Origin of the sequence: Comamonas sp. UBA7528, from assembly GCF_002479375.1 — a bacterium.
Classification (GTDB): Bacteria; Pseudomonadota; Gammaproteobacteria; order Burkholderiales; family Burkholderiaceae_C; genus Comamonas.
Map to the genome: position 1 here is coordinate 254,139 of NZ_DLMU01000005.1, position 25,802 is coordinate 279,940.

Sequence of the window (25,802 nt, forward strand, 5' to 3'; positions counted from 1 at the left end):
AAGCGCGCGACGGCCAGCCGTGCGACCCTCACGGCCGAAGCCATGGCGCTTTGCGCTGTCTGGCGGTCGGCGCCCGGATCTCTTCCTGCTCGACGATGGTCTGCAGCCCCGGTCCGATCTCGAACAGCACATAGAACGCTTGCGCTGGGCGGGCAAAGCTCAGGGTGGATTGAGGGCTGAGGGTGCCCTGCAGCAGGGTGCGTCCATCATGGGCGATGACGTCCATTCTGGCTCCCGGCATCTCATCCCCGTCATTCGTCACCCCGCGGCAACGGACCGTGCTTTCATTCAACAGAAAACAGCGTGCCACGGGCTCATGCGCCTGCGCCCCCGTGCACAGCACCGCAGCAACGGCACAGCTCCAGCGCAGGATGGCGGTGGCAGATTCAAGGCATTTCATGGGACTTCCTTTGCTGCTCGAACCACTGCACCGTCGACGGCGACACCTGGTCCATGCGCCACGCCGTTTGATAGGCGCTGGCGTCCTTGCCCACCACCGTCAGCCACAGCTCGCTCTCCGCCCGCAGGGTGTCTGGCAGAGGGATTTCCACTTTGCGCTCCCAGCGTTGCCCCATGAACGCCATCCCCGTGCTGGTGGGGCTGCGCGGCCGGTTCACCTTCAAGGTGGCTTGCCGGATCTCGGCATCGCAGGCTTCGCAGAACCGCAAGCGAAAGGTTTTCATCGGGATGTCCATCGCCACCAGCTCTGGAGGCGCCTGGTCGGCCTCTTCCAGGGTGAAGCTCCAGGGACCCGCCTGGCCTTGCATTGCACGCGCCTGCGCCCCGGTGTGGGCCAGCTCCTGCAGCAGCAGTGCCATGAAGACCGCGACCGCGGCGCACAGCGCGCCCCCTGCACACACCCGGCGCACGCGGGTGTTCTGCATGGGCAAGGGGGCGATGCTCTTGTCGACCGGCTGCCGCGCGGTGCGCTGGTACACCACCGGCTGCCACGGCCATTTCGGCAGCGCGAAAACCAGTCCCAGAGCCGCCATTCCCAGCCAACCCAGCCAGAGCGTGACGCCGATACCCGTGCCCAACACGACAACACTCCCTGCCAGAGCCATCGCCAGCAGCAGCCAGCCGATACCCTGCGCACACCGGCGTTGCCCCAGCGTGGGCTCCTTGCCCAGCAGGTATGCACCATACCGGTCCGTCGCCAGCGCCAGCCCCGCCAAACCCAGGCCGCTCACCCCAACCATACCCAGGTGCACCGCGCTCAAGAGGACATGGTTCATGCCCAACCTCCTGCTCTCAGCAGCCACTCCGCCAGGGCCACCAGGGCCATCGCTGCGGTCAGGCTCCACCACGCGCGCCATGCGCTGCGGGCGGCAAAGACCCAGAGCACGGCAACGGCCCAGATGGCAAAGCTGAGCATGCTGGCCCACATGACGGCCTGTGCAGGCGGTGCAGGCCAGACCAGCGAGAGCAGCCGGGTCGAAGCGGCTGTCAGGACGTAGCCGCCCAGGGTGGCCGCCAGCACCCGGGAGGCCACGGCCAGCCGGTATCGCAACGGGACTGCGTCGGGATGGTTCATGCGCCCTCCTTGTTCGGTGCCAGCCCCGCTGGCAGTCCATGGTCGGCCAAGGCCAGGCGGCGTCGCAGTTTCACGGCCATCCATGCCCATGCAGCGGCCAACGCCAGCATCGTGAGATCGAAGCCTGCGAAGACCCAGTCTCCGGAAGCCAGGCTGCGCCCGAGATGGCGGTCGGTGGTGAGGACATTGAGCACCGGTACGGCCAGGTAAGCCGCACTGGCCAGCCAGAGCAGCTCGATCCATGCACGCGCCAGAGGCCGCGCAAGGGCGTAGAACAATGCGGCCAGCCACACGGCAAACAATGTATGGATCTCCCAGTCGGCCCGGCCCGCCATGCCGGTCGGCAGCAGGCGGTTGGCCCAGAAGTAGGCGGCGATGGCCAGGGGCAGGCCGGCGATGGTGGCGACATTGAGCGTCTCCACCAGGCGCAGCCCGATATGCTCGCGGTACTCCCCGGCCAGGCTCAGATGGTGCTTGCGGCGCTTGACGGTCCACAGCACCATGCCTGTGGCGATCATGGCGCATCCCGCCAGACCGGCGGCAAAGTACAGCCAGCGGCCCCAGATATCCGCAAACAGGCCCTCATGCAGATTCAGCGTGATGACCTGGACCTTGCGGGCACTGCCGCCTGCCAAGGGCTCCTCCGCCAGCGGTTCCGCCGTATTCGCGTCGAAACGCAATCGGGGGGGATTGAAGAAATCGACACTGCCCTGGTGGATGCCCGCAATGGTGAGCACCGGCGCCTCCCCTTTCCGGTGCTCCAGCGTCACGCTGCCCACACCAGCCCCTCCCCACTGGGTCTGTGCTTGCGCCACCAGCGCAGCCAGATCGGCACGGGGTCGCTGTACAGGGAGACGCTCGTGGACGCGGTCCAGCAATTCGTCGTAGTAGACCTTGTTGGCCATGGGACCGGTGCCGTAGAGCATGTCGCGCCCTGCGGGCATGTAGAGAAACAGGAAGAACACCAGGCCGCTGTAGGTGATCATCAGAAAGAACGGCAACGCCATCACGCTGAGCGCGTTGTGCGCATCCAGCCAGCTGCGCTGGCCCTTGTTGGGCCGGAACGTGAAGAAATCCTTGAAGATTCTCTTGTGCGTGATGACGCCGCTGATGATGGCCAGCAGCATCAGCATGGTGCACAGGCCCACAATGCGCACGGCCCAGTCGAAGGGCATATAGCGCAGCTCGTAGTGCATGCGGTACAGGCCCAGACCCCCGTGGGTGCCGCGTGGTTCGATCCCATGCGATTGGACCGCCCCGGTCAGGGGGTCCAATACCTCGTTGCCGTTGGCTCCCCGCTCACGGCCGGCCTGGGGCATGTCCTCCCAGCGGATGGCAAGGTCCTGCCAACCACGCGGATTCAACGACTGGTGCGGCAGCGTAATGCGCCAGCTTGCGGCGGCAGGTGCCACCTTCTCGAGCCTGTCCATGGCCAGGTCCAGCAGTTGTGCGGCTGGCACCTGCTGCACGGACCCAGCACGCACAGCGGGGCGCTCCGGTTGCATCCAGCGCGTGATCTCCTGCTGAAAGTAACCGGGCGTGCCCGTGGCAAAGACGAAAAACAGCACCCAGCCTGCCACCAGTCCGACCCAGGTGTGGAGCCAGGACATGGACTGACGCAGATGGGCTTTCATCAGCGGGGACTCCACACTCAGGGCCCTCAGAAGGCGTACCGCATGGTCAGCTGGACATTGCGCGTGGGCGCATAGATACCGGTGTAGAAGGTGGTATCCAGACCTTGCAGGTACTTCTTGTCGAAGATGTTGTTGAAGTTCAGTGTGGCAGACAGCTTGGGATTGAACTCATAGCGCGCCATCAGATTGGCCACCGCATAAGCTTTTTGCTGGCCACGCAAGGCAAGCCCTGACGAGGTCGCGGTGTAGTAGATGCGGTCCTGCCAGTTGACGCCGCCGCCCAAGGTCAGCTGGCTCCAGGCGCCCGGCAGGCGATAGCTGGTCCAGAGTTTGGCCATCTGCTGCGGGAAGGTGGTGCGGATGCGCTGGCCGCTGGCATCTTCCGTGGTGCCATAGCTGTAGCTGGCACTGAGCTGCCAGCCCCGGGCCAGCTCGCCGTTGACCTCCAGATCAATTCCCCGGGTCTTGGCTCCCTGCACCGCACGGTATGCAGCCTCGACCGGGGAAGTGCCCGGCACGGTCTGGCCACTGTCGGCTTCCGCCAGGTTGTTCTGCCGGATCTCGTACAACGCGACGGTGCTGCTGAGCTTGCCACCGAGCCAATCGCTTTTCAGCCCGATCTCGTAGTTGTCGCCATCGCGCGGATCCAGCACATTGCCATAGCGGTCACGGCTGCTTTGCGGCTTGAAGATGCTGGTGTAGCTGGCATAGACCGAATGGACACGGTTGAGGTCGTAGACCACGCCGGCGTAGGGTGTGACCACGTTGGACTCTTCCATCCGCGTCGTCCGGTTGAAGCGTGCGGAGGCCGCTGCGGTGTAGGCCAGATCAAGCCGGTAGTGGTAGTTGCTGACCCGTGCGCCGGCGATGAAGGTCAGATCGTCGCGCGGCTTGAAACGCACCGCCCCGTACACCCCACTCTGCTTTTGCCAGCCGTCATAGTCGTAGAGCTTGGTTCCGGTGATGGTAGGCCCGGCCGTCTGGTTGTTCCAATCGTAGATGTTGACATAACGGCCTTCGATACCCGCTCCCTGCTGGGGTTCGTGGAAGTTCTTGAAGTCAGACCAGTTGAAGCCGAAAACCGCCTCGTGCCGGCGCCCGAACAGCTCGAATGGGCCTTGCGCCTGGACATCAAACCCGCTTTGTCGCTGGGTGGCAGAACCCAGGCCGCCATACAGGCGCACACCATCGCCTGTCTGCTGGTTCGGGAAGCCCCAGCTGGCATCGGCCCCCGAAAAGTCGCGCTTGCCGCGCATGTGGTTGGCCGTCAGGCCCAGCTTCCAGCCGCTGTCCAGGTTGTGCTCCAGCTTCAGGAACGCGTTGTAGACGTCCATCTCATTACGCTTCCAGCGTGCCGCCGCATTCTGCGAAGCGCTGAAGTCCGTTTGCTCACCGTTGCTGTAGAACAGCGGCAGGCCTGTGGAGGACTGCCCCCGTGGATCGGAGTGCTGGTAATCCATTCCCACAGTCAGCAAGGTCTGCGGCGTCAGGTCGGCCTCAAGCACACCGTACAGCACACTTTTCTTCTGCTTGTACCAATCGATGTGCGTACCACCCTGCTCGTGCGCCGCCACCACGCGGCCACGCAGACTTCCGGCTGCATTGAGGGGCCCGGCCAGGTCGACTTCTGCGCGGCCATGGTCCCAGCTGCCGGCACCCAGGCTGACGTAGCCCTGAAACTCGCGGGTCGGCTTCTTGCGCACGAGGTTGACTGTCCCGGACGGATTGCCCGCCCCCGTCAGCAGGCCGGCAGCACCGCGCAGCACTTCCACCCGGTCATAGATGGCGAGGTCGGCCTGCGACTGAGGGATGTTCTGGGAGACGATATCGGTGGCCGTGACAATGCCGTCGTACTGGTAGTTGTCGATGTCATAGCCACGAGACAGGATGGAGAACCGGCTCGCGCCAATGTTCTGCACGGAAATCCCTGGTGTGCGATCCAGCAGGGTTTCGATGCTGTCGATGCCCTCATCGTCCATGCGCTGTCGCGTCATCACACTGATGGACTGGGGGGTCTCGCGCAACGTCATCGGCAAACGCGTCGCGGTGGTCAGCGGGCCGGCCGCCGCATAACTGCCGGAACCTTCGGTGTCGCCGGTACGCACCGCCTGGCCGGTGACGGTCACCGTCCCCAGCATGGCCGAGCCGTCCGCGCTGCCCTGTACCGCAGCCTGGACGGTGCGCAGCCCATAGCTGCCATCGGGCTGGAAATAGGCTTCGATCCCCGTGTTCGCCAGCAAAGCCGACAACCCCGCCTGCACGCTGTAGCTGCCATGGAGGCCCTGGCTTTGCTTGCCTTCGGCCATGCGGCTGTTGCCCGCCAGATAGACCCCCGCCTCCCGGGAGAAGCGGGTGAGCGCCTGACTCAACGGCCCTGCCGGTATGTCATAGCTGCGCACGGCCTGGGCGGCTGTGGCGGGCTGAGCGAGCGCCACAGGCGCATGGCTGGCAGCGCCGAGCGCTCCGCCGATTATGAGCAACGGAATGCCCAGGTGGTGGATGGCGCTCTGGTGGCGGGGCGTGGAAACACGCTGGGTGGTGCGTAATGGCATGGACGGCAGGTTCCGAAAAGAGGTGCTCGACTGGGCGAAGACCACACATCACCATCCATCTGATTGCCTGGGCAGGCATGCAATATGCCAACGTGCAGATCGTCCTGGGGTAGCAGCGCAACGGCGAAAGATGTCTTCTTAAAAGGAGTAACCAGCGAGAAGACCAAACCCGGAACCAGATTTCAGAAGAATTTTTATTTTTTTGAATTCAGCGTTGCGCTTCGATCGTGGTCCACCACGCGATGGGCTGCTCGATGCGTACCGGCAAGGTCGCGGCCAGCATCTGCAGCACGCGATCGGTGTCATGCACCGGGAAATTGCCGTAGACCGCAAGGTCTGCCACAGAGTCGGCAAGGCCCAGATGGCCCCTGCGATAGCGGCGCAGCTCCTGCACGAACAGACGCAGCGGCAGGTTGTCGGCCACGAAACTGCCTTGCGTCCAGGCTTCGCGTGCGGCGTCCCCCGACTCCAGCGGAGCGACGGCATGGGTGGTGAACAACGTCTGCTGGCCCGTGGGCACGATGCGCGTGGTGCCTGTGGCGAAGGTACGGACTTCCACGGCCCCCTGATAAACCGCCAGCTGCGTTCCCGCTGCGGTCATCTGGACGTTGAAGCGTGTGCCCAGGGCACGCATCTGACCATGGGGGCTGTAGACCCGCAGCGGCCGGCTGTCCCTGGCCGTTTCAACGAAGACCTCCCCCGTCACGAGGACAATGCGGCGCTCCCCGGCATCGAACCGGATGTCGACCGCGCTGGCAGTGTTAAGCCACAGCAGCGTGCCGTCCGCCAGCGTGAGCTGCCGAACCTCTCCGGTGGCCGTGCGATGGTCGGCCCCCCATGCCATGACTTCCGGCGGCAACCACGCCTGCTGCCAGCTCATGGCACCTCCCCCCCCGCCGCTGGCCAGAATGCCCAGGCTGGCCAGGATGCGTCTGCGGGTGCGCAACCGCTGGTCGGCGGTCGCAAGCTGGTCCGCTGTGGCCCGCGGATTCGGCAATGTACGGACCGGATCGAAGGAGCGGCTGATGTCTTCGACATAGCGCCAGGCAGCGGCATGTGCGTCGGCGGATGCCAGCCACCGTTGCCAGGCCGCGCGGTCGGCGGCACTGGCAGAACCATCACGCAGGCAGGCGTACCACTGCGCAGCCTGCGCAAGATCGGTATGGGAAGGTTCAGCGTGCATCGGTAGCGGCGGCCTGGGTGTCACGGCAGGGGCTCGTGCCGCAGCTCCGCAGCGGTCTGGCGCGCCGCCAGCGTCAGACAACCCAGCATGGCCTGCGCCACATACTTGCGGACCATCCGGCCGGAAACCCCCAGTTCAGCCCCCACTTCATCGTCGGTCATGTCGCAAACCACGGCCAGCGTGAATGCACGGGCCGCCTTGGGCGACAGGGACTGGAGCATGCGGCCGATGTCTTCCAGCGCCTCCAGCACCATCGCCTGGCGCTCGGCTGACGGATAGGTGGCCTCCGGGGAGGCGGCCAGGATCTCCAGCCAGGCCCGTTCGATTTCCTGCCTGTGCCACAGGTTGATGCACAGATTCTGTGCCGTAGTTTTCAGGTAGGCACGGGCTTCGGCGGCATGGGTGAAACAACGCTCCGTCCTGCCGGTGAGCAATCGCACGAAGGTGTCATGGGCCAGATCGGCAGCCTCTGCCGCCGACCCCAACCGCCGGCGGAGCCAGCCCTGGAGCCAGTTGTGGTGGTCGACGTACAGCGCGTTGATGTCAGCGTGCAAAGGGCTGGAGGCGGATGGCATGGCAGGAAGCCGGTTGAATTGCTGGCGCGATAATACAACTCAAACAAGAATCATTAGCATCCCATTGTGTATTCATGGCATGCAACCACCACATACGGCCTCTCTGCGCCACCGGCGTGGCAGGCCCGAGAACAGGCGGGCAGCAGGGAGCCGCAACGCTGTTCTTCAGGAGGGCTCCCCCGGCAGATCAGCCCTCCCCGTCCACGTGCCGGACGCCTGCCGCAGCCACCCGCAGACCAGGGCTGACGCAGCAATGCCGGAAAGAAGCCGTCTCCCTCACGAGACTCAGCGCAACCCTGCGGGGGGCGGCGACGGTCGCGATGGCTGCCCGTTCAGAGGCTCCGACAGGCTGCGGTATCCGCCGCGCAAGCGCGCGCCTTCACTGGTGAAGGCACAGAGCGCCATCCTTCAGATGCACACCCATCTACCGCATGCATGGAAGAGCGGGCCTCTTGCCGCAGCACGACTCAGTGTGCCGCCATGGCCAGGTTCTGCGCCTGGGCTGCGGCTTGAGGGGCCGCCTCCCATCCACCGCCCAGGGCGCGGATCAGACCGACGGTGGCCGTGTACTGGGCCGTGCGCACCTGCAAGGCCTGGCGCTGGCTGCGCAGTTCGCTGCGGCGTGCATCCAGCAGCTCCAGCTGGCTCACCAGACCGTTGCGGTAGCGCGAGTCCGACAGCTGGGTCGCACGCCGTGCCGACTGCACGGCGCGGCCCTGGGCTTCGGCCTGGCCTTCCAGCAGTCGCAGCGCGCTGAGCTGGTCCTCCACCTCACGGAAGGCTGTCAGCACCTGGCCCCGGTGGGCGGCCATGGCCGCTTCCAGCCGGGCGCGGGCGCCCTCTTCCTGGGCTGCACGCTGGCCGCCGTCGAACAAGGGCAGCGACAGCAGGGCGCCAATACCCCAGGAACGCGCCGACCACTTGAACAGATCGCCCAGCTCGGGCGAGGCATGGCCGCCATTGCCGGTCAGCGTGATGGCGGGGAACCAGGCCGCCTCGGCCACGCCCACGCGCGCCTGGGCCGCCATGACGGAAGCCTGGGCCGCCGCCACATCGGGGCGGCGCGCCAGCACCGTGGCCGGCACGCCCGGGGGTACCACTGGCAAGGCCGCTTCGGCCGCAGCCGCAGGCACGGCAAAGCCGCTGGCCACCTCACCCACCAGCACCGCCAGGGCATGCTGGAGCTGGGCCTGCTGCTGGGCCAGGGACAGGGCCTCGGCCTCGGTGGCCGCCACCTCGGTCTGCACCCGCGCCACGTCCAACTCGGCCACATCGCCAGCCTGGAAGCGCCGCTGCGTCAGATGCAAGGTGTCACGGTAGGCGGCCAGGCTGGCCGTGACCAGACCATGCTCGGCCTGCACGGCCCGCAGCTGCAGATAGGTCTGTGCCACTTCGGCCTGCACCAGCAGGCGTGTGCTCTGCAGCAAGGCCGCGCGCGCCTGGGCGTCCAGCCGCGCGGCGTCGCTGGCCTTGGACAGCCGGCCGAACAGGTCCAGCTCGTACGACAGATTCAGGCCGGCCGTGACCACGGTGGCCGGCACGGCACTGCCGGTGGTGGTGATCCCGGCCTGGCGTACCGCACCGGTGGAAACACCCAGCTGGGGCGCACGCTGGGCATCGGCCGTACGCAGCAGGGAGCGCGCCTCGGCCAGCCGGGCCGCCGCCTCCTGGATGCCGGTATTGCCATCCGCGGCACGCTCTACCAGCCCGGTGAGCACGGGGTCGGAAAAACCCAGCCACCAGGCACCACGCGACCGTGCCTCGGCCGGCGCCGCCGTGGTCCAGGTCTGGCCTTCAGCGCTGTTGGAGAAATGCGCAGGCACGGGCAAGGCCGCGTCGGCGGTCACGGGAGCCAGCGGGTGGCTCATGCAACCGGCCAGGAACAAGGCCGCCGCCAGCGGCAGCCAGCGCGCCGCGGGAAAAGAAAGAGCAGTTGTCATCACCGGATTCCTCGGTTTCATTCGTTGGAGCCGCGCGGTGCGGCGAGCACGGGGTGGGCGGCTGCGCCCGGGCCGCTGTGCAGCTCGCGCTCGCCCAGTGGTGCCGTGTGGTGGCCGTGCTGCTGCAGCGGGCGGTTGCCCGCCAGGCGACGCAGGACCACGTAGAACACGGGGGTCAGGAACAGGCCGAAGGCCGTCACACCGATCATCCCGGCGAACACCGCCACGCCCATGGCGCTGCGCATCTCGGCACCGGCCCCGGTGGACAGTACCAGGGGCAGCACGCCCATCACAAACGCCAGCGAGGTCATCAGAATGGGGCGCAGACGCAGGCGGCTGGCTTCGATGGCGGCCTGCACCGGGGTGCGGCCGACAAACTCCAGCTCGCGGGCAAACTCCACGATCAGGATGGCGTTCTTGGCCGACAGCCCGACCAGCACAATGAGCCCGATCTGCGTGAACACGTTGTTGTCGCCCCCGCTGAGCCACACCCCGGTCATGGCGGCCAGCAGGCCCATGGGCACGATGAGGATGATGGCGATGGGCAGGGTCAGGCTTTCGTACTGGGCCGCCAGCACCAGGAACACCAGCAGAATGGCCAGGGGGAACACCAGCACGGCGGAATTGCCGGCCAGGATTTCCTGGTAGGTCAGTTCGGTCCACTCGAAGCCGATGCCGGGCGGCAGGGTTTCGGCAGCGATGCGCTCGATGGCGGCCTGTGCCTGGCCCGAGGAGAAGCCGGGCGCAGGACCACCGTTCACATCGGCGGCCAGGAAGCCGTTGTAGCGCATGGCGCGCTCGGGCCCGAAGCTGGGCTCCAGCTTCATCAGGGCCGACAGCGGCACCATCTCGCCCGTGGTGGAACGCACCTTCAGCAGGCCCACGTCTTCGGCACGCGCCCGGTAGGCGGCATCCGCCTGCACGCGCACGCTGTAGGTGCGGCCGAACTGGTTGAAGTCATTGGCGTACAGGCTGCCCAGATAGATCTGCAGGGTCTCGAAGATGTCGGTCACCGGCACCCCCAGCTGGCGCGCCTTGGTGCGGTCGATGGCGGCATAGAGCTGCGGCACGTTGACCTGCCAGCTGGTGAACAGCCCGGCCAGCTCCGGCGTCTGGTAGGCCTTGGCCATGAAGGCCTTCACCGCCTGGTCCATGGCGTCATAGCCCAGCGATGCACGGTCCTCGATCTGCAGCTTGAAGCCCCCGGTCGTGCCCAGGCCGGCCACTGGTGGCGGCGGGAACATGGCAATGAAGGCTTCCTGGATGCTGCCGAAGGCCTGGTTGAGCTGGCCCGCGACCGCGCCGCCGCTCTGGTCGGCGCGTGTGCGCTCGGCAAAGGGCTTGAGCGTGACGAACACGATGCCCGAGTTCGAGCTGTTGGTGAAGCCGTTGATGGACAGGCCCGGGAAGGCAATGGCATCTTCCACATTCGGGTTCTGCTTGACGATCTCGCCCATCCGGCGGATCACGTCTTCCGTGCGGTCCAGGGTGGCGCCATCGGGCAACTGGGCAAAACCCACCAGATACTGCTTGTCCTGGGCCGGCACAAAGCCGCCGGGCACCAGCTTGAACAACCCCCAGGTCGCCCCCACCAGAACGGCGTAGATCACCAGCATCAGCGCCTTGCGGCCGATGACACGCTGCACGCCACCGCTGTAGGCATCGGAGCCACGGTGGAACAGGGCATTGAAGCGGCGGAAGAACCCACCCAGCACGCGATCCATGCCGCGTGTCAGCGCATCCTTGGGCTCGTGATGGCCCTTGAGCAGCAGCGCGCTGAGCGCAGGCGACAGGGTCAGCGAGTTGATGGCCGAGATCACGGTCGAGATGGCGATGGTCACAGCGAACTGGCGGTAGAACTGGCCCGTGAGGCCGCTGATGAAGGCCAGGGGCACGAACACGGCCACCAGCACCAGGGCGATGGCAATGATGGGGCCGCTCACCTCCTGCATGGCACGGTAGGTGGCTTCGCGCGGCGACAGGCCGGCTTCGATGTTGCGCTCCACGTTCTCCACCACGACGATGGCGTCATCCACCACGATGCCGATGGCCAGCACCAGGCCGAAAAGCGACAGCGCGTTGATCGAAAAACCCAGCAGGTGCAGCACGGCGAACGTCCCCACCACCGACACCGGCACGGCCAGCAGCGGGATGATGGAGGCGCGCCAGGTCTGCAGGAACAGAATCACCACCACCACCACCAGGGCCACGGCTTCCAGCAGGGTGTGGATCACGGACTTGATGGAGGCGCGCACGAACTGCGTAGGGTCGTAGGCGATGCGGAACTCCACACCTTCGGGCATGTGCTTTTGCAGCTCGGCCATGGTGGCGCGCACATTGGCCGAGATGTCCAGGGCGTTGGAGCCCGGGGCCTGGAACACGCCCATGCCCACGGCGGGGTCATTGTTCAGCAGGGAGCGCAGCGAATAGTCGGCCGCGCCCAGCTCCAGACGGGCCACGTCGCGCAGGCGCGTCACGGCACCGTCCGCGCCGGTCTTGACGATGATGTCGCCAAACTCCTCTTCGGTCTGCAGGCGGCCCTGGGCATTGATGGACAGTTGCATGTCCACGCCCGGCAGGCCGGGCGAAGCGCCCACCACACCGGCCGCAGCCTGCACGTTCTGGCCCCGGATGGCGCTCACCACGTCGGCCGCCGAGAGGCCGCGCTGCGCAACCTTCTGCGGGTCCAGCCAGGCACGCATGGAATAGTCGCCGCCGCCGAAGATCTGCACCTGGCCCACGCCGGTGATACGCGCCAGGCGATCCTTGACGTTGAGCACCGCGTAGTTGCGCAGATAGTCGATGTCATAGCGGCCATTGGGCGAGACCATGTGCACGACCATGGTCAGGTCGGGCGCGCTCTTGACCGTGGTGATGCCCAGTCGACGCACTTCCTCGGGCAGGCGCGGTTCGGCCTGGGACACGCGGTTCTGCACCAGCTGCTGGGCCTTGTCCGGGTCGGTGCCCAGGGCAAAGGTCACGGTCAGCGTCATCACGCCGTCGGTGGTGGCCTGGCTGCCCATGTAGAGCATGCCCTCCACACCGTTGATGGATTCTTCCAGCGGCGTGGCCACGGTTTCGGCGATCACCTTGGGGTTGGCACCGGGATACTGGGCACGCACCACCACCGAAGGGGGTGCGACTTCCGGGTATTCCGAGATCGGCAGCACGCGCAGGGCGATCAGGCCGGCCAGGAAGATGAGCACCGACAGCACCCCGGCAAAAATGGGGCGGTCGATGAAAAAGCGGGAGAGATTCATGTGCGGGTCTTTCTTGCCGGGCGCATTCAGGCGATGGGCTGCTTGGCTGCGGCCTTGGCGGCCGGTGCGCGGTCACCCTGCAGCTCGGCCTTGGCGGCCATGGGGACTTCCTGGGGTGCGATCACCGCGCCGGGGCGCACGCGCTGCAGGCCGTTGACGACGATGCGTTCCCCGGCCTTCAGGCCCGAGGTCACCACACGCAGACCGTCCACCGGTGCGCCCAGCTGCACTTCGCGGTACTCGGCCTTGTCGCCTTCGCCCACGACCATGACGAACTTCTTGTTCTGGTCCGTGCCCACGGCGCGCTCGTTGATCAGCACGGCCGAAGTGCTCTGGGCCTGGCCCATGCGGATGCGCGCGAACTGGCCCGGCATGAGGCTGCCATCGGCGTTGTCGAACACGGCGCGCACACGCACCGTGCCGCTGCGCGCATCGACCTGGTTGTCAATGAGCTGCAGGTGCCCGCTGAAGGGGGTGCTGCCGGCCGTGCCAGTTCCCATCTGCACGGGAATGGATTCGATGCGTGCACGCCCGCCCTGCGTGCCCTTGCCGCCTTCCAGCCCGTCGATGGCGCGCGCCACGATCTGTTCGTCGGTGTCGAAGCTGGCGTAGATCGGGCTGACCGAGACCAGGGTGGTCAGCACGGGGGCGCTGGCACCGGCACTGACCAGGTTGCCCACGGTCACTTCGATGCGGCCCACACGGCCGGCCACGGGGGCGCGCACCTGGGTGTAGGAGAGGTTCAGCCGGGCGGTCTGCAGCGCTGCCTGGGCGGCACGCAGATTGGCATCGGCCTCACGCTGGGCGTTCACACGTTCGTCGTGCTCACGCTGGGCGATGGCGCTTTCCTGCAGCAGGCGGGCGGCACGCTCCATCTCGCTGCGGGTGTAGGACAGGCGGGCCTGGGCCGCCACGACCTGGGCTTCGGCGCGGTCCACTTCCGCCACATAGGGCGCGGGGTCCACGGTGACCAGCAGATCCCCCTGCTTGACCAGGGCCCCTTCGCGGAAATGCACAGCCTGTACGGCTCCGGCCACGCGCGGACGGATGTCCACATGCTGCACGGCTTCCAGGCGGCCCGAGAATTCGTCCCACAGGGATACATCCTGCAGCACCACGGCAGCCACGGAGACAGGGATGGCGGGCGCTGCCGCCTGGGCAGGCGCCTCGGCATGCGATGCCTGCAGGCCCAGAGCCGCGCCCCCGGCGGCGACGACCACGGTGGCCACGCCGACGGCGGTCCACCAGCGGCGCGAGGAGGAAGAAACAGTGGAAAGCGGTGCGTTCATGACGATTCCTAAAAGGTGGTGCGCCCGCCGCGAGGCAGGACGCTGAAAATTCCAGGCAAAGCGGCGCCCTCCGGCACATCACGCCGGAAAAAACCGAACAACAGGAGAACCTGCCCCGGCGAAAGCCGGTCAGGGATACCGTGCCCACGCTCTAGCGGTCTGGCGCTCAGGCAACGGTCAGAAGCAAAGATTCAGGGGCGGTGGTCAGCGTCCGTCACGAAGAGGGCCGACATCGGCTGTCTGCAAAGAAGCGGCGGAACTGCTCCTGCACCTCGTCCGCGCAGGGACAGGCGCGGGTGCCGGGTTGCAACAAGGCATCGGGCCATTGCTGCGCCTGGTTGAACACATGGCGGGTCACGGACAGGCCCGCCGCTTCCAGCCGGGCCGCATAGGCCAGGGCTTCGTCGTGCATGGGATCGTCGCTGCCCACCAGCACCAAGGTGGGCGGCAGGCCCGCCAGGCGCTGGGCGGCACCGGGCACGGCATAAGGGTGCTCGGCATCGCGCGTGCAGCCCAGGAACTTGAGCCAGCCATCGGCCCACTTGCAGGCGGTGGCGGTCCCTGTGGCCGCGCGCAGCGAAGGCGTTCCCACACAGGGATCCAGCATGGGCGACAACAGAATCTGTCCTGCCAGCGGCGGATGCGACTGGTCGCGCGCCATCAGGGCCACACCGGCCGCCAGATTGCCGCCTGCCTCTTCACCGGCCAGGTAGACCTGGGCACCGGCACCCGCCAGACGCGTGCGCTGCTTGTAGGCCCACTGCAACACGGCATAGCCGGTTTCCAGCGGCTGGGGAAACGGCGAGAGCGGGTAGGCCACCGAGACCACACGGGCGCCAGCGCCTTCCAGCAGGCTGGCCACGGTGCAGCCGTTGTCCAGGTCACCCGAGACAAAGGCCCCGCCGTGGAAATGCACCACCAGGGGGAGCACCTGGCCGGCCGGCTTGTTGCCATAGACACGCACGTTCACCTCCTGCCCGGCCACGGTGAGGGTGGAATCGGTGCAAACGGACGGTGGCGACGGGGCAGCAGAGGTGGTGGACATGGTGGTGGGGCCGAACGGGATCGGACAGAACCTGATAGGACCAAACAGGACCGGACAAAACCGGATGAGGGCAAATGTAGCGCGGCAAAGCACCCCGATAAACCGGGCAATTGCCACCGCAGTGTTTCCAATTCCCGAACAATGGCGCAGGGAACCGCGTGTGAGAATTCTCCTGCCCCTTTCGGGGCAGAGAACAAAAGAGGGAAAGTCCATGGACCAGATCCAGGCCATGCGCCTGTTTGCGCGCGTGGTCGAAGCCGGCACGTTCACGCGTGCGGCCGATTCACTGCAATTGCCCAAGGGCACGGTGACCAAGCACGTCCAGGCCCTGGAGGCACGCTTGCGCGTCAAGCTGCTCAACCGCACGACCCGCCGGGTAACGGTCACAGCCGATGGCGCGGCCTACTACGACCGTGTCGTGCGGCTGCTGGCCGACTTCGACGACATGGAAGCCAGCCTCAGCCAGGCCCGCGCCGCGCCGCGTGGGCGGCTGCGCGTGGACGTGGGCACATCCATGGCGCGCCTGCTCATCATTCCGCGGCTGGCCGAGTTCCAGGCGCGCTACCCCGACATCCAGATCGACCTGGGCGTCAGCGACCGCACGGTGGACCTGATCGGCGACAACGTGGACTGCGTGATCCGTGGCGGCGAGCTGTCCGAGCAGTCTTTGGTGGCACGGCGTATCGGCAACCTCGAATTCGTGACTGTGGCCGCCCCCGGTTATCTGGCCCAGTACGGCACCCCCCAGCACCCGCTGGATCTGGAGAGCGGCCACCTCAATGTGATCTATTTCTCCCCGGTTTCCATGCGCCGCTACCCGCTGGAATTTCACCGCGGCGGGGAAGTGCTGGAGATCGGCAGCCCGGCCCAGCTGGCCGTCAACGAGGCCAATGCCTATGTGGCGGCCATAGTCGCGGGCCGGGGCGTGGGCCAGATCACCACTTTCCAGGCCCAGAGCCATCTGGAGTCCGGCGAGTTGGTGCAACTGCTGCCCGAATGGACCCAGCCGCCGCTGCCCGTCTATGTGGTCTACCCGCCCAACCGCCACCTGAGCGCCAAGGTGCGCGCCTTTGTGGACTGGGCGGCCGAGCTGTTTGTGCAGCACCCGCATCTGCAGCGCAGCGCCGCCTGATACGCAGACATGCATTGCGGCTCCGCACAATGCATGCGTTCAGGTGCGTGCGGACAACCCAGCCCTGGGCAGCGATCAGGACATAGCGGGCCGCCGCCTCAGGATGCCGGCAGTTCCGGCGCTGTCTGCAGCGACCAGCCTCCCCCCAGCGCCTTGTACAAGGCCACATGCCCTTGCAGGCGATCGTTCTGCAACTGGACCGCTTGGTCCTGGGCAGCGTAGAGGGTGCGCTGGGTCTCCAGCAGCGCCAGCAGGCTTTCTGCCCCTGCGCGGTAACGCACCTCGGCCAGCGCCAGCGCACGGCGCGCCTGCTCCAGCTCCTGGGTGTGCGCCAGGATTTGCGCGTCCACCCCAGCCAGCGTGTGCAGCGCCGTCTGCACATCGCCCAAGGCCTGGACAATGGTTTGCCGGTAGACCGCCAGCAGCTCTGCTTGCCGGGCCTGGGCCAGCTCGTGGCCTGCGGCCAGTCTGCCGGCGTCGAACACCGGCGCGACCAGTCCAGCGGCCAAGGTATACAGGGGGTTGTCCAACATGCCGCCCAGCCGGTCGCCACCGGTGCCCAGGCTGCTGGTCAGTGTCAGGCGCGGCAGCATGGCCGCACGGGCCACTGCCACATCGGCATGGGCGGCGGCCAGCTGTGCCTCGGCCCGCGCCACGTCCGGGCGGCGGACCAGCAGTTCCGACGGCAGGCCTGCATCCAGCGCGGGGGCACGCAGGGCCATCACGCTGCGCTCCACCATGGGCGCAACCGGTACTTGTCCCAGCAGTATCTCCATGGAAGTCTGGGTCAGGGCCACCTGCTGCTCCAGCAGGGCCAGGCTGCGCTGCTGCGCTGCCACCAGCCCGCGCTGCTGCGCCAGGTCCAGCGGAGACGCCGCACCGGCGCGCACCCGGGACTCGATGAGCTGCAGCAGCCGTTCGGCGCTGCGCAGATTGGACTGTGCGATCTCTGCGCGTTCGCGCAAGGCAACCCCTTGCAGCCATGCACTGGCCACCCCTGCGGTCACGGTCAGTCGCACGGTATCACGGTCATAGGCGCTGGCGCGCACGCTGGCCTGGGCGCCCTCCAGTGCAGACCGGTTCCGTCCCCAGAAGTCCAGTTCGTAGCTGGCCGACAGCGCGGCGCCATAGCGGGTTCCGCTGACGGCCGCCTGCCCACCGAACCGGCCTTCCCGGTTGCCATCCGCAGTGGCCATCACGGCCGGCAGCAGCGCAGCGCCGGCCTGGCGTGCACTGGCCGCAGCCTGGTGCACCCGTGCCGTGGCCGCGGCAATGTCCCAGCTGCCCTGGTGGGCCTGCGCCACCAGGGCATCCAGCTCGGCACTGCCCAGGCTCCGCCACCAATCCTGGTTCACCGGCTGCAGTTCCCCTTGCGCGGCCTGCTGCCACCGGGCAGGCAGGTTCGGTGCCCACTCCGCTGGTTGCACCGAGGGTGTCGCGCACCCCATTAGCGCCAACAGGGCCACACATGCCCCGGCGGTTGCGAATACCTGCATTCCTACTCTCCTGCCAATGCCCGAACCGGGTCCAGGCGTGCTGCGGTCTGGGCCGGCTTGTAGCCAAAGATCAGCCCGGTGATCACGGCACAGGCAAATGCGCCCAGCATGGCCCGCACCGAAAACACCACGGCGACTTCTGCGGCAATCAGCACCGCCCCCACCGCCAGCCCCACCAGCAGACCCACGCTGCCGCCGACCAGCGTCACCAGGCTGGCTTCGGTCAGGAACTGCCGCAGGATGTCGCGCTGGCGCGCGCCCACGGCCATGCGGATGCCGATTTCCCGTGTGCGTTCCTTGACCGTCATCAGCATCACATTCATCACCCCGATCCCGCCGACCACCAGCGAGACCGCCGCAATCAGGCCCAGCATCATGGCCATGCTCTTGCGGGTGGCGGCTTCGGCCTGGATGCGCGCTGCGGCATTGCCGATGCCAAAGTCCTCCCGCCCGCCATGGCGGGCGATCAGCAACTGGCGCATGGCAGTTTCTGCCGCATGGACCAGGGTGGAGGACATGGCCTCCACCACCACATAGTCCGGCTGGGTCTGGCTTTGGTAGACGCGGGCGCGGCCCGCGTTGTAGGGGATGAACACCATGTCGTCATAGTCCTGGGCACCGGAATCTGCCCCACGCTCGCTCATGACGCCAATCACCTCGAAGGCCGAGTTGCCGATGATGAGCTGCTTGCCCAGCGGATTCGGGGTATCGGGGAAGAAGTGCTTCCATGCCTTGTGCCCCAGCACCACCAGCGGCGCCAGGTCATGGTCTTCGGCCTGGGTGTAGAAACGCCCCTGCGCCACCGACCAGTGGTGAACGGCCGGCATTTCCTCGCTGGCGGCAAACACATAGAGCTGCTTGTCCGCGCTGCCATAGCGCACGGTGACCGGGTCTCCGATGACCGGCAGCACGCGGCGGATTTCCGGCAGCTCACGCACGGCCTGCAAATCCTCCTCGGTCAGCTGCCCTGCCGGCCCTCCGGTGGCAGGCGGCTTGCTCCCCATGTACAGAATGGCCGTTCCCATAGTGCCCATGCGCTCCATCACCTGGCGGCGCGCACCTTCACCGATGGCCAGCATCACAATCACCGATGCCACGCCAATCACGATGCCCAGCAAGGTCAGGCTGGTACGCACCCGGTTCACGACCATGCCGCGCCAGGCGCTGCGGGCCGCTTCCAGCAGATCGGCCCACCAGGAAGCCGTAGCCGTCATCTGGTGCGGCGCATCTTTCACCGCCGGGATGGCCCGCCGCTGCGCCGGCGCTGTGTCCTGGCCCGCGGGGGGACGGCCCTGGCTGTCGCTGACGATGCGGCCATCGTGGATTTCAATCACGCGCCGCGCCTGGGCCGCTACGGACCGGTCGTGCGTGATCAGCAGGATGGTGTGCCCGGCGTCGGCCAGCTCGTTCAGCAGGGCCATGACTTCGGCCCCGCTCTGGGAGTCCAGCGCGCCGGTCGGCTCGTCGGCCAGGATCACACTGCCGCCATTCATCAACGCCCGGGCGATCGACACCCGCTGCTGCTGTCCGCCGGAAAGCTGGTGGGGCCGGTTGTGCAGCCGGCTACTCAAACCCAGGCGGTTCAGCAGGCTCTGCGCCCTTTGCATCCGTGCGTCCTTGGAGACACCGGCATAGATGGCGGGCATCTCCACGTTCTCCTGGGCGGTTTCGCTGGCAATCAGGTGGTAGCCCTGGAACACAAAGCCAAAGGCTTCGCGCCGCAGCCATGCCAAAGCATCCGCATCCAGCTGGCCCACATCCTGCCCCTGGAAGTGGTAACTGCCCTGGCTGGGACGGTCCAGGCAGCCCAGGATATTCATCAGCGTGGACTTGCCCGACCCCGAGCTGCCGACCACCGCGACAAATTCGCCGGCATGGATGTCCAGATCAATGCCGCGCAAGACCGTGACTTCCGGCTGGCCGCCGCTGCCGCCGTAATGCTTGCAGATACCGCGCAACGCAATCAAGGGCACGGAACGGTCTGCGGACACAGGAGAGGGTGCCGACTCCGTGCTCACCATTGCAGCCACCGCAGCCCGCCTGCACTGGTGGTTTCACCTGTGACCACCTTCTCGCCCTCGTCCAGCCCCTGCAGCACGGCCACCTGGTGGCGGCTGCGTACACCGGTTTGCACGGCGCGGGATTCCGGCTGGCCGCGGGCGTTCAAGACACGCAGCACCTGACCGTCTCCCTTGGCATCCGGCTGCAGCGCCACCAAGGGCACCGTCAAGGCCTGGGGAGCCCGTTCCGCGACAAAGACCACCTGTGCCGTCATCTGCGGCATCAGCTCGGCATCCAGGTTGTCCACATCGAACAACACCGTATAGGCCACCGCCTTGGTGGCTGCTGCAGGCGCATTGGCCGCGTTGCCCGCCGGCGCCACGCTGGCGGAAGGTGCCGGCAAGACCTGGCGCACTTCACTGTTCCAGCGGCGCGGCTTGTCCTGGCCTGCACTGCCCAGCGTGGTGAAGTACACCGGCATGCCTGGCTTGACCCGGCGCACATCGGCCTCCGACACATCGGTCCAGACGGTCATGGCCGTCAGATCCGCGATGCGCAGGATATTGGGGGTCTGGTAGGTGGCGTTGAGCGTCTGGCCTTCGCGTGCCTCGACCGTCACCACAGTGCCGGCCATGGGGGCATAGATGCGGGTGTAGCCCAGGCGGGCTTCATCGGCCTTGAGGGTGGCCTGGGTCTGCTCGATCTGCGCCTTGAGATGTTCTATGCGTGCTGCAGCGCCTGCCAGCTGCGCCTGGGCGGACTGCACATCCTCGTCACGGGTGGCCCCTTCCCGGGCCATCTGCTGCTGGCGCTCCCACTGCTGCTGGGCCAGCCGGTGCTGTGCCTGCTGTTCGGCCAGCTGCGCGCGCAGGCCTGCCAGCGATGCACGCCCGGCATCGACCGTGGCGCGTTGCACGCTGGGATCGATCTCGACCAGCAATGCGCCCTTTTCCACCGTGGTGCCGGGGGCCACCAGCAAGCGCGTGATCTGTCCCGAGACCTGCGCCCCCACGTCCACATAGCGGCGCGGCTGCAAGGTGCCAATAGCCGTCACCGTGGCCTCCACATCCCCCCGGGCCACCGCCTCCGTCTGGTAGGCCGTGTGGGGCCGACTGACCCACCACAGAACACCGGTTATTCCACATGCGGCCGCCAGGGCCACCACCGTCCAACGCCTCAATCCACCAACCTGCATCAAAGGAGTACTTTCAAAAAACAACAACAACCAGCTTGCACCACAGACATTCCCCTTCCGGCCTCACCACCGCATGGCCAGCAGCAGCGGGAGCACGCAGCCGCTCCCCCCCAGCAGCGCCGCCACCGCGCCGGCGCGTGCCGTCCAGCGTGGGGACCAGGACATTCCTCCCGCCGCCAGCAACGCGCCCAGCGACCAGAAGCCGATGGCCGCCACCGTGCCCACGGTGGCACTCCATCCCCATACGCTGGGGACCCAGACGCCCGCCAGCAGCAGCACGCCCACACCGCGCAGCAGAACACGCAACGCCGGGGGGATATCGTCCCGCCCGGTCCATTGTGTGTAATGGCGGTCCATGGCGAAGGCCAATGCCACCATGCCGCCCAAGGACAACAGCCAGGCCAGCAGGGATGCCTGCAACACACTCATGCGCCGCCCTCCGGCCGGACCCGCGAAGGCATCGCGTTGGAGCTCACCCCATCTTCGGGTACCGTGGCCGTGCGCCGTGGCTTCGGCTGTGGGGCGCGGCGCAGCCGGAACCATACACAGACCGCAGCGATGCCTGCGGCCAGCACAAACAGCTCGACGGCCGCACTTTCCCAGTCTCCCTCCAGGATATAGGCCGGAAGATGACCACCGGTGGTCTGGAAGTTGAGCAGCGGCAAAAAGATGCACAGCAGCGCCAGCGCCGCCAGCTGTTCACGCCAGGCTGCGGGGGACGGGCGCAGCCATGCATGCAGCAATGCCAGCGCCCAGATGCCGAAGAACACCCCCAGCTCCCAGTCACCCCGGTGCGCCAGGCCCAGAGGCACCAGGCGGTTGCCCCACAAGAAGCCGACGCAGGCCAGAGACAGGCCCGCAATGGCCGCCACATTGAGCCCTTCGATCAGCCGATAGACCGCTGCGGTGGCACTGCCGAATTCCCCCAGATGCTTGGCCCGGCGCTTGACCACAAACAGGATTGCACCCGTCGCCATCATGGCGCTGCCCGCCAGGCCGCACACAAAGTACACCCACTTGAGTGCCAGACCACCAAAGGTCACCATGTGCAGCCCTCCCAGCACCGACTGCACCAGCGAGGGCGTACCGCCATCCACGGCACCCGGCAGGCGCACCTGCTGCAGGCTTCCGGTCGCCGCAGAGAACATGGCCATGCCGCTGGTCGGACTCAGGCGCTGGCGCACGCTGTCCGAGTCGTTCCAGCCGTACACGCCGATGCGCGCCGCGGCGTCACCCGGGTGGTCAATCACCACCGCCCGCACCGGCTGTCCCATCAGTGCCTGACCGCGCAGCACCAAGGGCTCCAGATCCGGTACGTCCATGGCCTGCCCGGATCGCACAGGCTTGCCTGGCTCGTTCAGTGCCGCCTGGAAAGCACGCGTGCCGTCCTGGCCTGCGCCAAAGTACGCGGCAATGCCCGCCGGCATGAAGGTCAGCCCGGACAGGGCAATCCCGGTGTAGGCGATCATCAGCTGAAACGGCAAGGTCAGCACTGCCACGGCGTTGTGGGCATCCAGCCAACTGCGCTGCCCCTTGCCGGGGCGGAATGTGAAGAAATCCTTGAAGATGCGCCGGTGTGTGATCACGCCGCTGACCAGTGCCACCAGCATGGCCAGGGCGGCGATCCCGACGATCCACAGCCCAATCTGGCCGGCATGCAGCTCATAGTGGAAGTTGACGAAGTGATGCCCCCCCAGGGTCTGGCGCAGCGGCGGATGGGACGCCTGCGGCAACGCCTCGCCTGTGCGCGGATCCAGCTGGGCTTCAGCGTACTCGCCTTGCGCATCCAGCCAGTACACCCGCAGTTCGCCGGCCCCCTGTGCATCGGCAGGCCACAGCTCCCACATGCTGGCGCCAGGGTGCTGCTGCTGCATATAGGCCAGGCCCCAAGCCAGACGCTGGTGCATAGACCCCGTCGGCCCGGATGGTGCAGGGCCGACGGCGCGCGCGGCGGCCACTTCCTCGGCGTGGTGCTCCGGGGTCATCCAGTGGGTGATGGGGTCTTCGAACACCGCCAGGGTCCCGGTCAGAAAGACCGCGAACAGCAACCAGGAGAACCACAGGCCGCTCCAGGTATGCAGCCATGCCTGCGCCTGCCGGAAGCCCCCTTGCCCTGCACCCGAAGGTTTTGCCTGCTTGTGCATGCTTCAAGCCCCCCGCTGCGCCACCCACACGGCGGCCGCCAGCATGGCCAGCGTAGCAGCCACCAGCACGGCCCACACCCTGCCCGGCGCCACCGGGGAGAAGGCCCAGATCACCGCCGCCACATAGAGCAGCCAGCTGGTCTGCTCTCCTGCCAGAATGCCTTCAACCCCTGTGGGGGCCCAGGCCCCACACAGCACCGCCCAGGTGCTGGCAAGCGCATAGCCCCCCAGCACTGCCGCCACAATGCGCAGTACCAGCCCCATGCTGGGATGGCGATCGAGGTACCGGCTCATGCGCCCTGCCCGATCAGAATCGGCCCTTCAGGGTGACCGTCACCGTGCGCTTTTCACCATAGAAGTTGCCGTAACCAGCGTAGCCCACGGTGCTGTAGTAGGTCTTGTCAAACAGATTGCCCACGTTCATGGCCACACTCCAGTCCGGATTGATGGCGTAGCCCAGACGCGCAGACCAGACAGCCTGGCCAGGCGAGGTGAACTGATACGGCGTCCATGCGCCGTCATAGCGGCCCGTGACCGGGTTGTAGGCACTGATGCCCCCGGAACGGAAGGTCGAGCTCTGCGCCACCACGCCCGCCCCCAGGCTCCAGCCGCGCATGGCGCCGGTCATGCGGTAGTCCGCCCAGGCCTTGAACAGATGGCGCGGCGTGATCGTGCTGAACTGGGCATCATCCTGGCGCTTGTTTTCATTGTCGTTGTAGGTGTAGCCTACTGCCAGTTGCAGATTGGGCGTGATGCGCCCCGTCAGCTCCAGGTCGATGCCCTGGCTGAGCAGGTAGCCGTCCCGGAAATAGCAGCAACCGCCACGCCAGTTGGTTTGCGGGTAAGCAGGGTCATAGGCCGCCTCACCCTTTTTTTCCGTACGGAACAGCGCCGCGCTGGCGATCAGGTCCTTGCCCCATTGGCTCTTGATGCCCAACTCGTAGGTCCGGCCACGCACCGGATCCAGCGGCGCGCCTGGCAAGGGGGCCGAGAACTTTCCGGCCTGGGACTGGTAGATTTCTGCGGTGCTGGCGTACAGGCTGGTGGTGGCGGACCAGTCGTAGACTACGCCGGCATAGGGAACGAAGACCCCGTTTTCCCGGCTGCGGGCGTTGAGTGCCCCGCTCATGTCGTACTGGGTGCTGCTGTCCCGCAAGGTGTAGCGTCCCCCCAGCACCACAGCCCAGTCCTTGACAGGGCGCAGGCGCAAAGAACCATACAGGCCGGACTTCTGGGTGCTGGTTTGCGAACCGCTGTCCCATGCCCCCAGCGGATAACCGGGGTTGACTGGCGGCATGCGGTTGAACACGTCGGCAGGGCCGATCATCGGCCAAAGGCTGCGAACGGTATCGCTGGTGCGCTGCATGTCCCAACCCACAATCACATCGTGGCGTTGACCGAAGGCATCGAAACCGCCCTGGACGTTCACATCCAGACTGGTTTCGCGCGAACGTGTCTTGCTTTGGTGGATCCACCAATCCGCACCTTCCAGGGTGATCGGGTCGGGGGCACTTTCGATTTCCGCGCCATTCACGCCTTCATGGAAACGCGTATGCCGCACCTGGGCCTTCAGTTGCCAATCGGAAGAGAGCTGGTGCTCCAGCTTGGCAAACACCGTCTTGTTCTCGCGCTCGATCCAGTTCCAGGGCGCCCCCATATTGGTGTCACGGGGAAGGCCAATGTCGCTGCCGTCGGCGTAACGCGGCAGGCTGGCGTTGAAGCCGGTATTGCGGTCTTTCTGGTAGCTGGCACCCAGCATCAGCAGGGTGCTGGCGCTCAGGTCCATTTCCAGGGCGCCATACAGCATCTGCCGCTTCAGGCGCGACGGATCTGCCATTTCACGGCGATCGTGGTTGACCGCCACAAAGCGGCCGCGCACGCTACCAGTGGCGTTGAGCGCCCCTGTCGTATCCAGCTCTGCCCGGTAGTTGTTCAGCGTGCCGCCGGACAGCAGCACCTGCGTCTGGCGCTGTGCCCGGGGCCGCTTGTAGGTGAAGTTGATGACGCCTCCGGCTTCGCCGGCACCGAACATGCCATCAGCACCCCGCAGCAGGCTGACGCTGTCGAACTGCGCCATATCCAGGCTGCGGCTGCCGGATCGCGTCGAGTTGGCTGCGCCGCCGTCATAGCGGATGTTCTTGATCTCCAGGCCGCGCGACAAATAGGTGGTGTCCAGCCAGGTCTCTTCACGGGTGACCCCCGTGGTCTGGTTCATCACATCGTCCAGCGTGCGCAACGCCTGGTCGTCCATGCGCTGGCGTGTGACGACGGTGACGGACTGTGGAATCTCCCGCAGCGATTGCGCTGCCTTGCCCACTTCCACGCCCTGGGGAACATAGGAGTCCTGGGCCTCGCTGTACACACTGGGCGCCGACTTCTCCGTGACGGTCACTTCGCCCAGGGCCGTGGTGCTGGCAGTGGCCGCAGCGCTTTGCGCCCAGCTGACATCGAGAAGAACAAACAACGAGGCTGCGGCGAGGGCGCAGGTGCGCACAGCGCCAGGGGCCGCATGGCGGCCGGAAGGGAGAAAGCGAGCGGACATGAACGACTCAAAGTGCGGAAACCACGGAACACCCCATGGGAACAGCACGATGCGCTCCACCACGGGCAACCAGAAATGCTGTGGCTAAGACGGAGACCGTAGGCTGGCAGCTTTGATAACCAAGAATCATTCTTAGTTTCATTAATAATTGTAAAGTATGCGCAAACTTTTGCGAACGCCCATTGGCGCAAAAAATACAGCCAGAGATCTCCCGCCATGCAGCCCATGTGGACGCTGATGGCGACCGCAATTCAAAGGGCGGGAATGATTGCGATGGAAT

At 66.5% G+C, this 25,802-nt stretch carries 19 protein-coding genes; 1 reads left to right on the forward strand and 18 read right to left on the reverse strand.

From position 1 onward, the window contains the following. Positions 1–28: 28 nt before the first annotated feature. From B3349_RS07065 to B3349_RS07115, 11 genes are all read right to left on the reverse strand, one after another. On the reverse strand, positions 29–400 hold the full coding sequence (locus tag B3349_RS07065) for a hypothetical protein (protein WP_291587601.1): 372 nt from the start codon (positions 398–400) through the stop codon (positions 29–31). Beyond that, a complete protein-coding gene (locus B3349_RS07070) occupies positions 387–1,235 on the reverse strand; it encodes a DUF3325 domain-containing protein (protein ID WP_291587941.1) in 849 nt (282 codons plus the stop codon). The genes B3349_RS07065 and B3349_RS07070 overlap by 14 nt, the downstream gene beginning before the upstream one ends. Beyond that, positions 1,232–1,534 (reverse strand): DUF3649 domain-containing protein, encoded by a 303-nt coding sequence (locus tag B3349_RS07075; RefSeq protein WP_291587603.1) that lies wholly within the window; start codon positions 1,532–1,534, stop codon positions 1,232–1,234. Before B3349_RS07075 ends, B3349_RS07070 begins: the two co-directional genes overlap by 4 nt. Further along, positions 1,531–3,168 carry a PepSY-associated TM helix domain-containing protein gene (locus B3349_RS07080; RefSeq protein ID WP_291587606.1) on the reverse strand — a complete coding sequence of 546 codons (1,638 nt, stop codon included), beginning with the start codon at positions 3,166–3,168 and terminating at the stop codon, positions 1,531–1,533. The genes B3349_RS07075 and B3349_RS07080 overlap by 4 nt, the downstream gene beginning before the upstream one ends. Before the next feature lie 26 nt (positions 3,169–3,194). Next, positions 3,195–5,720, reverse strand: coding sequence for a TonB-dependent siderophore receptor (locus tag B3349_RS07085; RefSeq protein ID WP_291587608.1), 2,526 nt, complete (start codon positions 5,718–5,720; stop codon positions 3,195–3,197). 208 nt (positions 5,721–5,928) lie between these two features. Further along, complete coding sequence (locus B3349_RS07090; RefSeq protein WP_291587610.1) at positions 5,929–6,903, reverse strand: FecR domain-containing protein; 975 nt, start codon at positions 6,901–6,903, stop codon at positions 5,929–5,931. Between the two features lie 20 nt (positions 6,904–6,923). Next, positions 6,924–7,478 (reverse strand): sigma-70 family RNA polymerase sigma factor, encoded by a 555-nt coding sequence (locus B3349_RS07095; protein WP_291587612.1) that lies wholly within the window; start codon positions 7,476–7,478, stop codon positions 6,924–6,926. Positions 7,479–7,945: 467 nt separating this feature from the next. Next, on the reverse strand, positions 7,946–9,418 hold the full coding sequence (locus tag B3349_RS07100; RefSeq protein ID WP_291587614.1) for an efflux transporter outer membrane subunit: 1,473 nt from the start codon (positions 9,416–9,418) through the stop codon (positions 7,946–7,948). Between the two features lie 17 nt (positions 9,419–9,435). Beyond that, a complete protein-coding gene (locus tag B3349_RS07105) occupies positions 9,436–12,678 on the reverse strand; it encodes an efflux RND transporter permease subunit (RefSeq protein WP_291587616.1) in 3,243 nt (1,080 codons plus the stop codon). A 26-nt stretch (positions 12,679–12,704) separates the two neighbouring features. Further along, the gene (locus tag B3349_RS07110; protein ID WP_291587618.1) at positions 12,705–13,967 is read right to left on the reverse strand and encodes an efflux RND transporter periplasmic adaptor subunit; all 1,263 of its coding nucleotides are present in this window, start codon (positions 13,965–13,967) and stop codon (positions 12,705–12,707) included. A 214-nt stretch (positions 13,968–14,181) separates the two neighbouring features. After that, positions 14,182–15,012, reverse strand: a complete 831-nt coding sequence (locus B3349_RS07115) for an alpha/beta hydrolase (protein WP_291587620.1) — start codon at positions 15,010–15,012, stop codon at positions 14,182–14,184. A 211-nt stretch (positions 15,013–15,223) separates the two neighbouring features. On the opposite strand from B3349_RS07115, the gene B3349_RS07120 reads away from it, so the two are divergent. Next, positions 15,224–16,144, forward strand: coding sequence for a LysR family transcriptional regulator (locus B3349_RS07120; RefSeq protein WP_291587622.1), 921 nt, complete (start codon positions 15,224–15,226; stop codon positions 16,142–16,144). A gap of 98 nt (positions 16,145–16,242) precedes the next feature. Here the strand turns inward: B3349_RS07120 and B3349_RS07125 are convergent, their stop codons facing one another. The 7 genes from B3349_RS07125 to B3349_RS07155 form a co-directional block, all read right to left on the reverse strand. After that, entirely contained in the window at positions 16,243–17,640 is a 1,398-nt protein-coding gene (locus B3349_RS07125) for an efflux transporter outer membrane subunit (protein ID WP_291587625.1), read from the reverse strand. 2 nt (positions 17,641–17,642) lie between these two features. Further along, positions 17,643–19,661, reverse strand: coding sequence for an ABC transporter permease (locus B3349_RS07130; RefSeq protein ID WP_291587949.1), 2,019 nt, complete (start codon positions 19,659–19,661; stop codon positions 17,643–17,645). After that, the gene (locus B3349_RS07135; RefSeq protein ID WP_291587956.1) at positions 19,655–20,836 is read right to left on the reverse strand and encodes an efflux RND transporter periplasmic adaptor subunit; all 1,182 of its coding nucleotides are present in this window, start codon (positions 20,834–20,836) and stop codon (positions 19,655–19,657) included. Before B3349_RS07135 ends, B3349_RS07130 begins: the two co-directional genes overlap by 7 nt. Before the next feature lie 63 nt (positions 20,837–20,899). Further along, entirely contained in the window at positions 20,900–21,265 is a 366-nt protein-coding gene (locus tag B3349_RS07140) for a DUF3325 domain-containing protein (protein ID WP_291587627.1), read from the reverse strand. After that, positions 21,262–22,980 carry a PepSY-associated TM helix domain-containing protein gene (locus B3349_RS07145; protein ID WP_291587629.1) on the reverse strand — a complete coding sequence of 573 codons (1,719 nt, stop codon included), beginning with the start codon at positions 22,978–22,980 and terminating at the stop codon, positions 21,262–21,264. Before B3349_RS07145 ends, B3349_RS07140 begins: the two co-directional genes overlap by 4 nt. A gap of 3 nt (positions 22,981–22,983) precedes the next feature. Further along, a complete protein-coding gene (locus tag B3349_RS07150) occupies positions 22,984–23,274 on the reverse strand; it encodes a hypothetical protein (RefSeq protein WP_291587631.1) in 291 nt (96 codons plus the stop codon). Between the two features lie 13 nt (positions 23,275–23,287). Beyond that, complete coding sequence (locus B3349_RS07155) at positions 23,288–25,522, reverse strand: TonB-dependent siderophore receptor (protein WP_291587633.1); 2,235 nt, start codon at positions 25,520–25,522, stop codon at positions 23,288–23,290. Positions 25,523–25,802 lie beyond the last annotated feature (280 nt).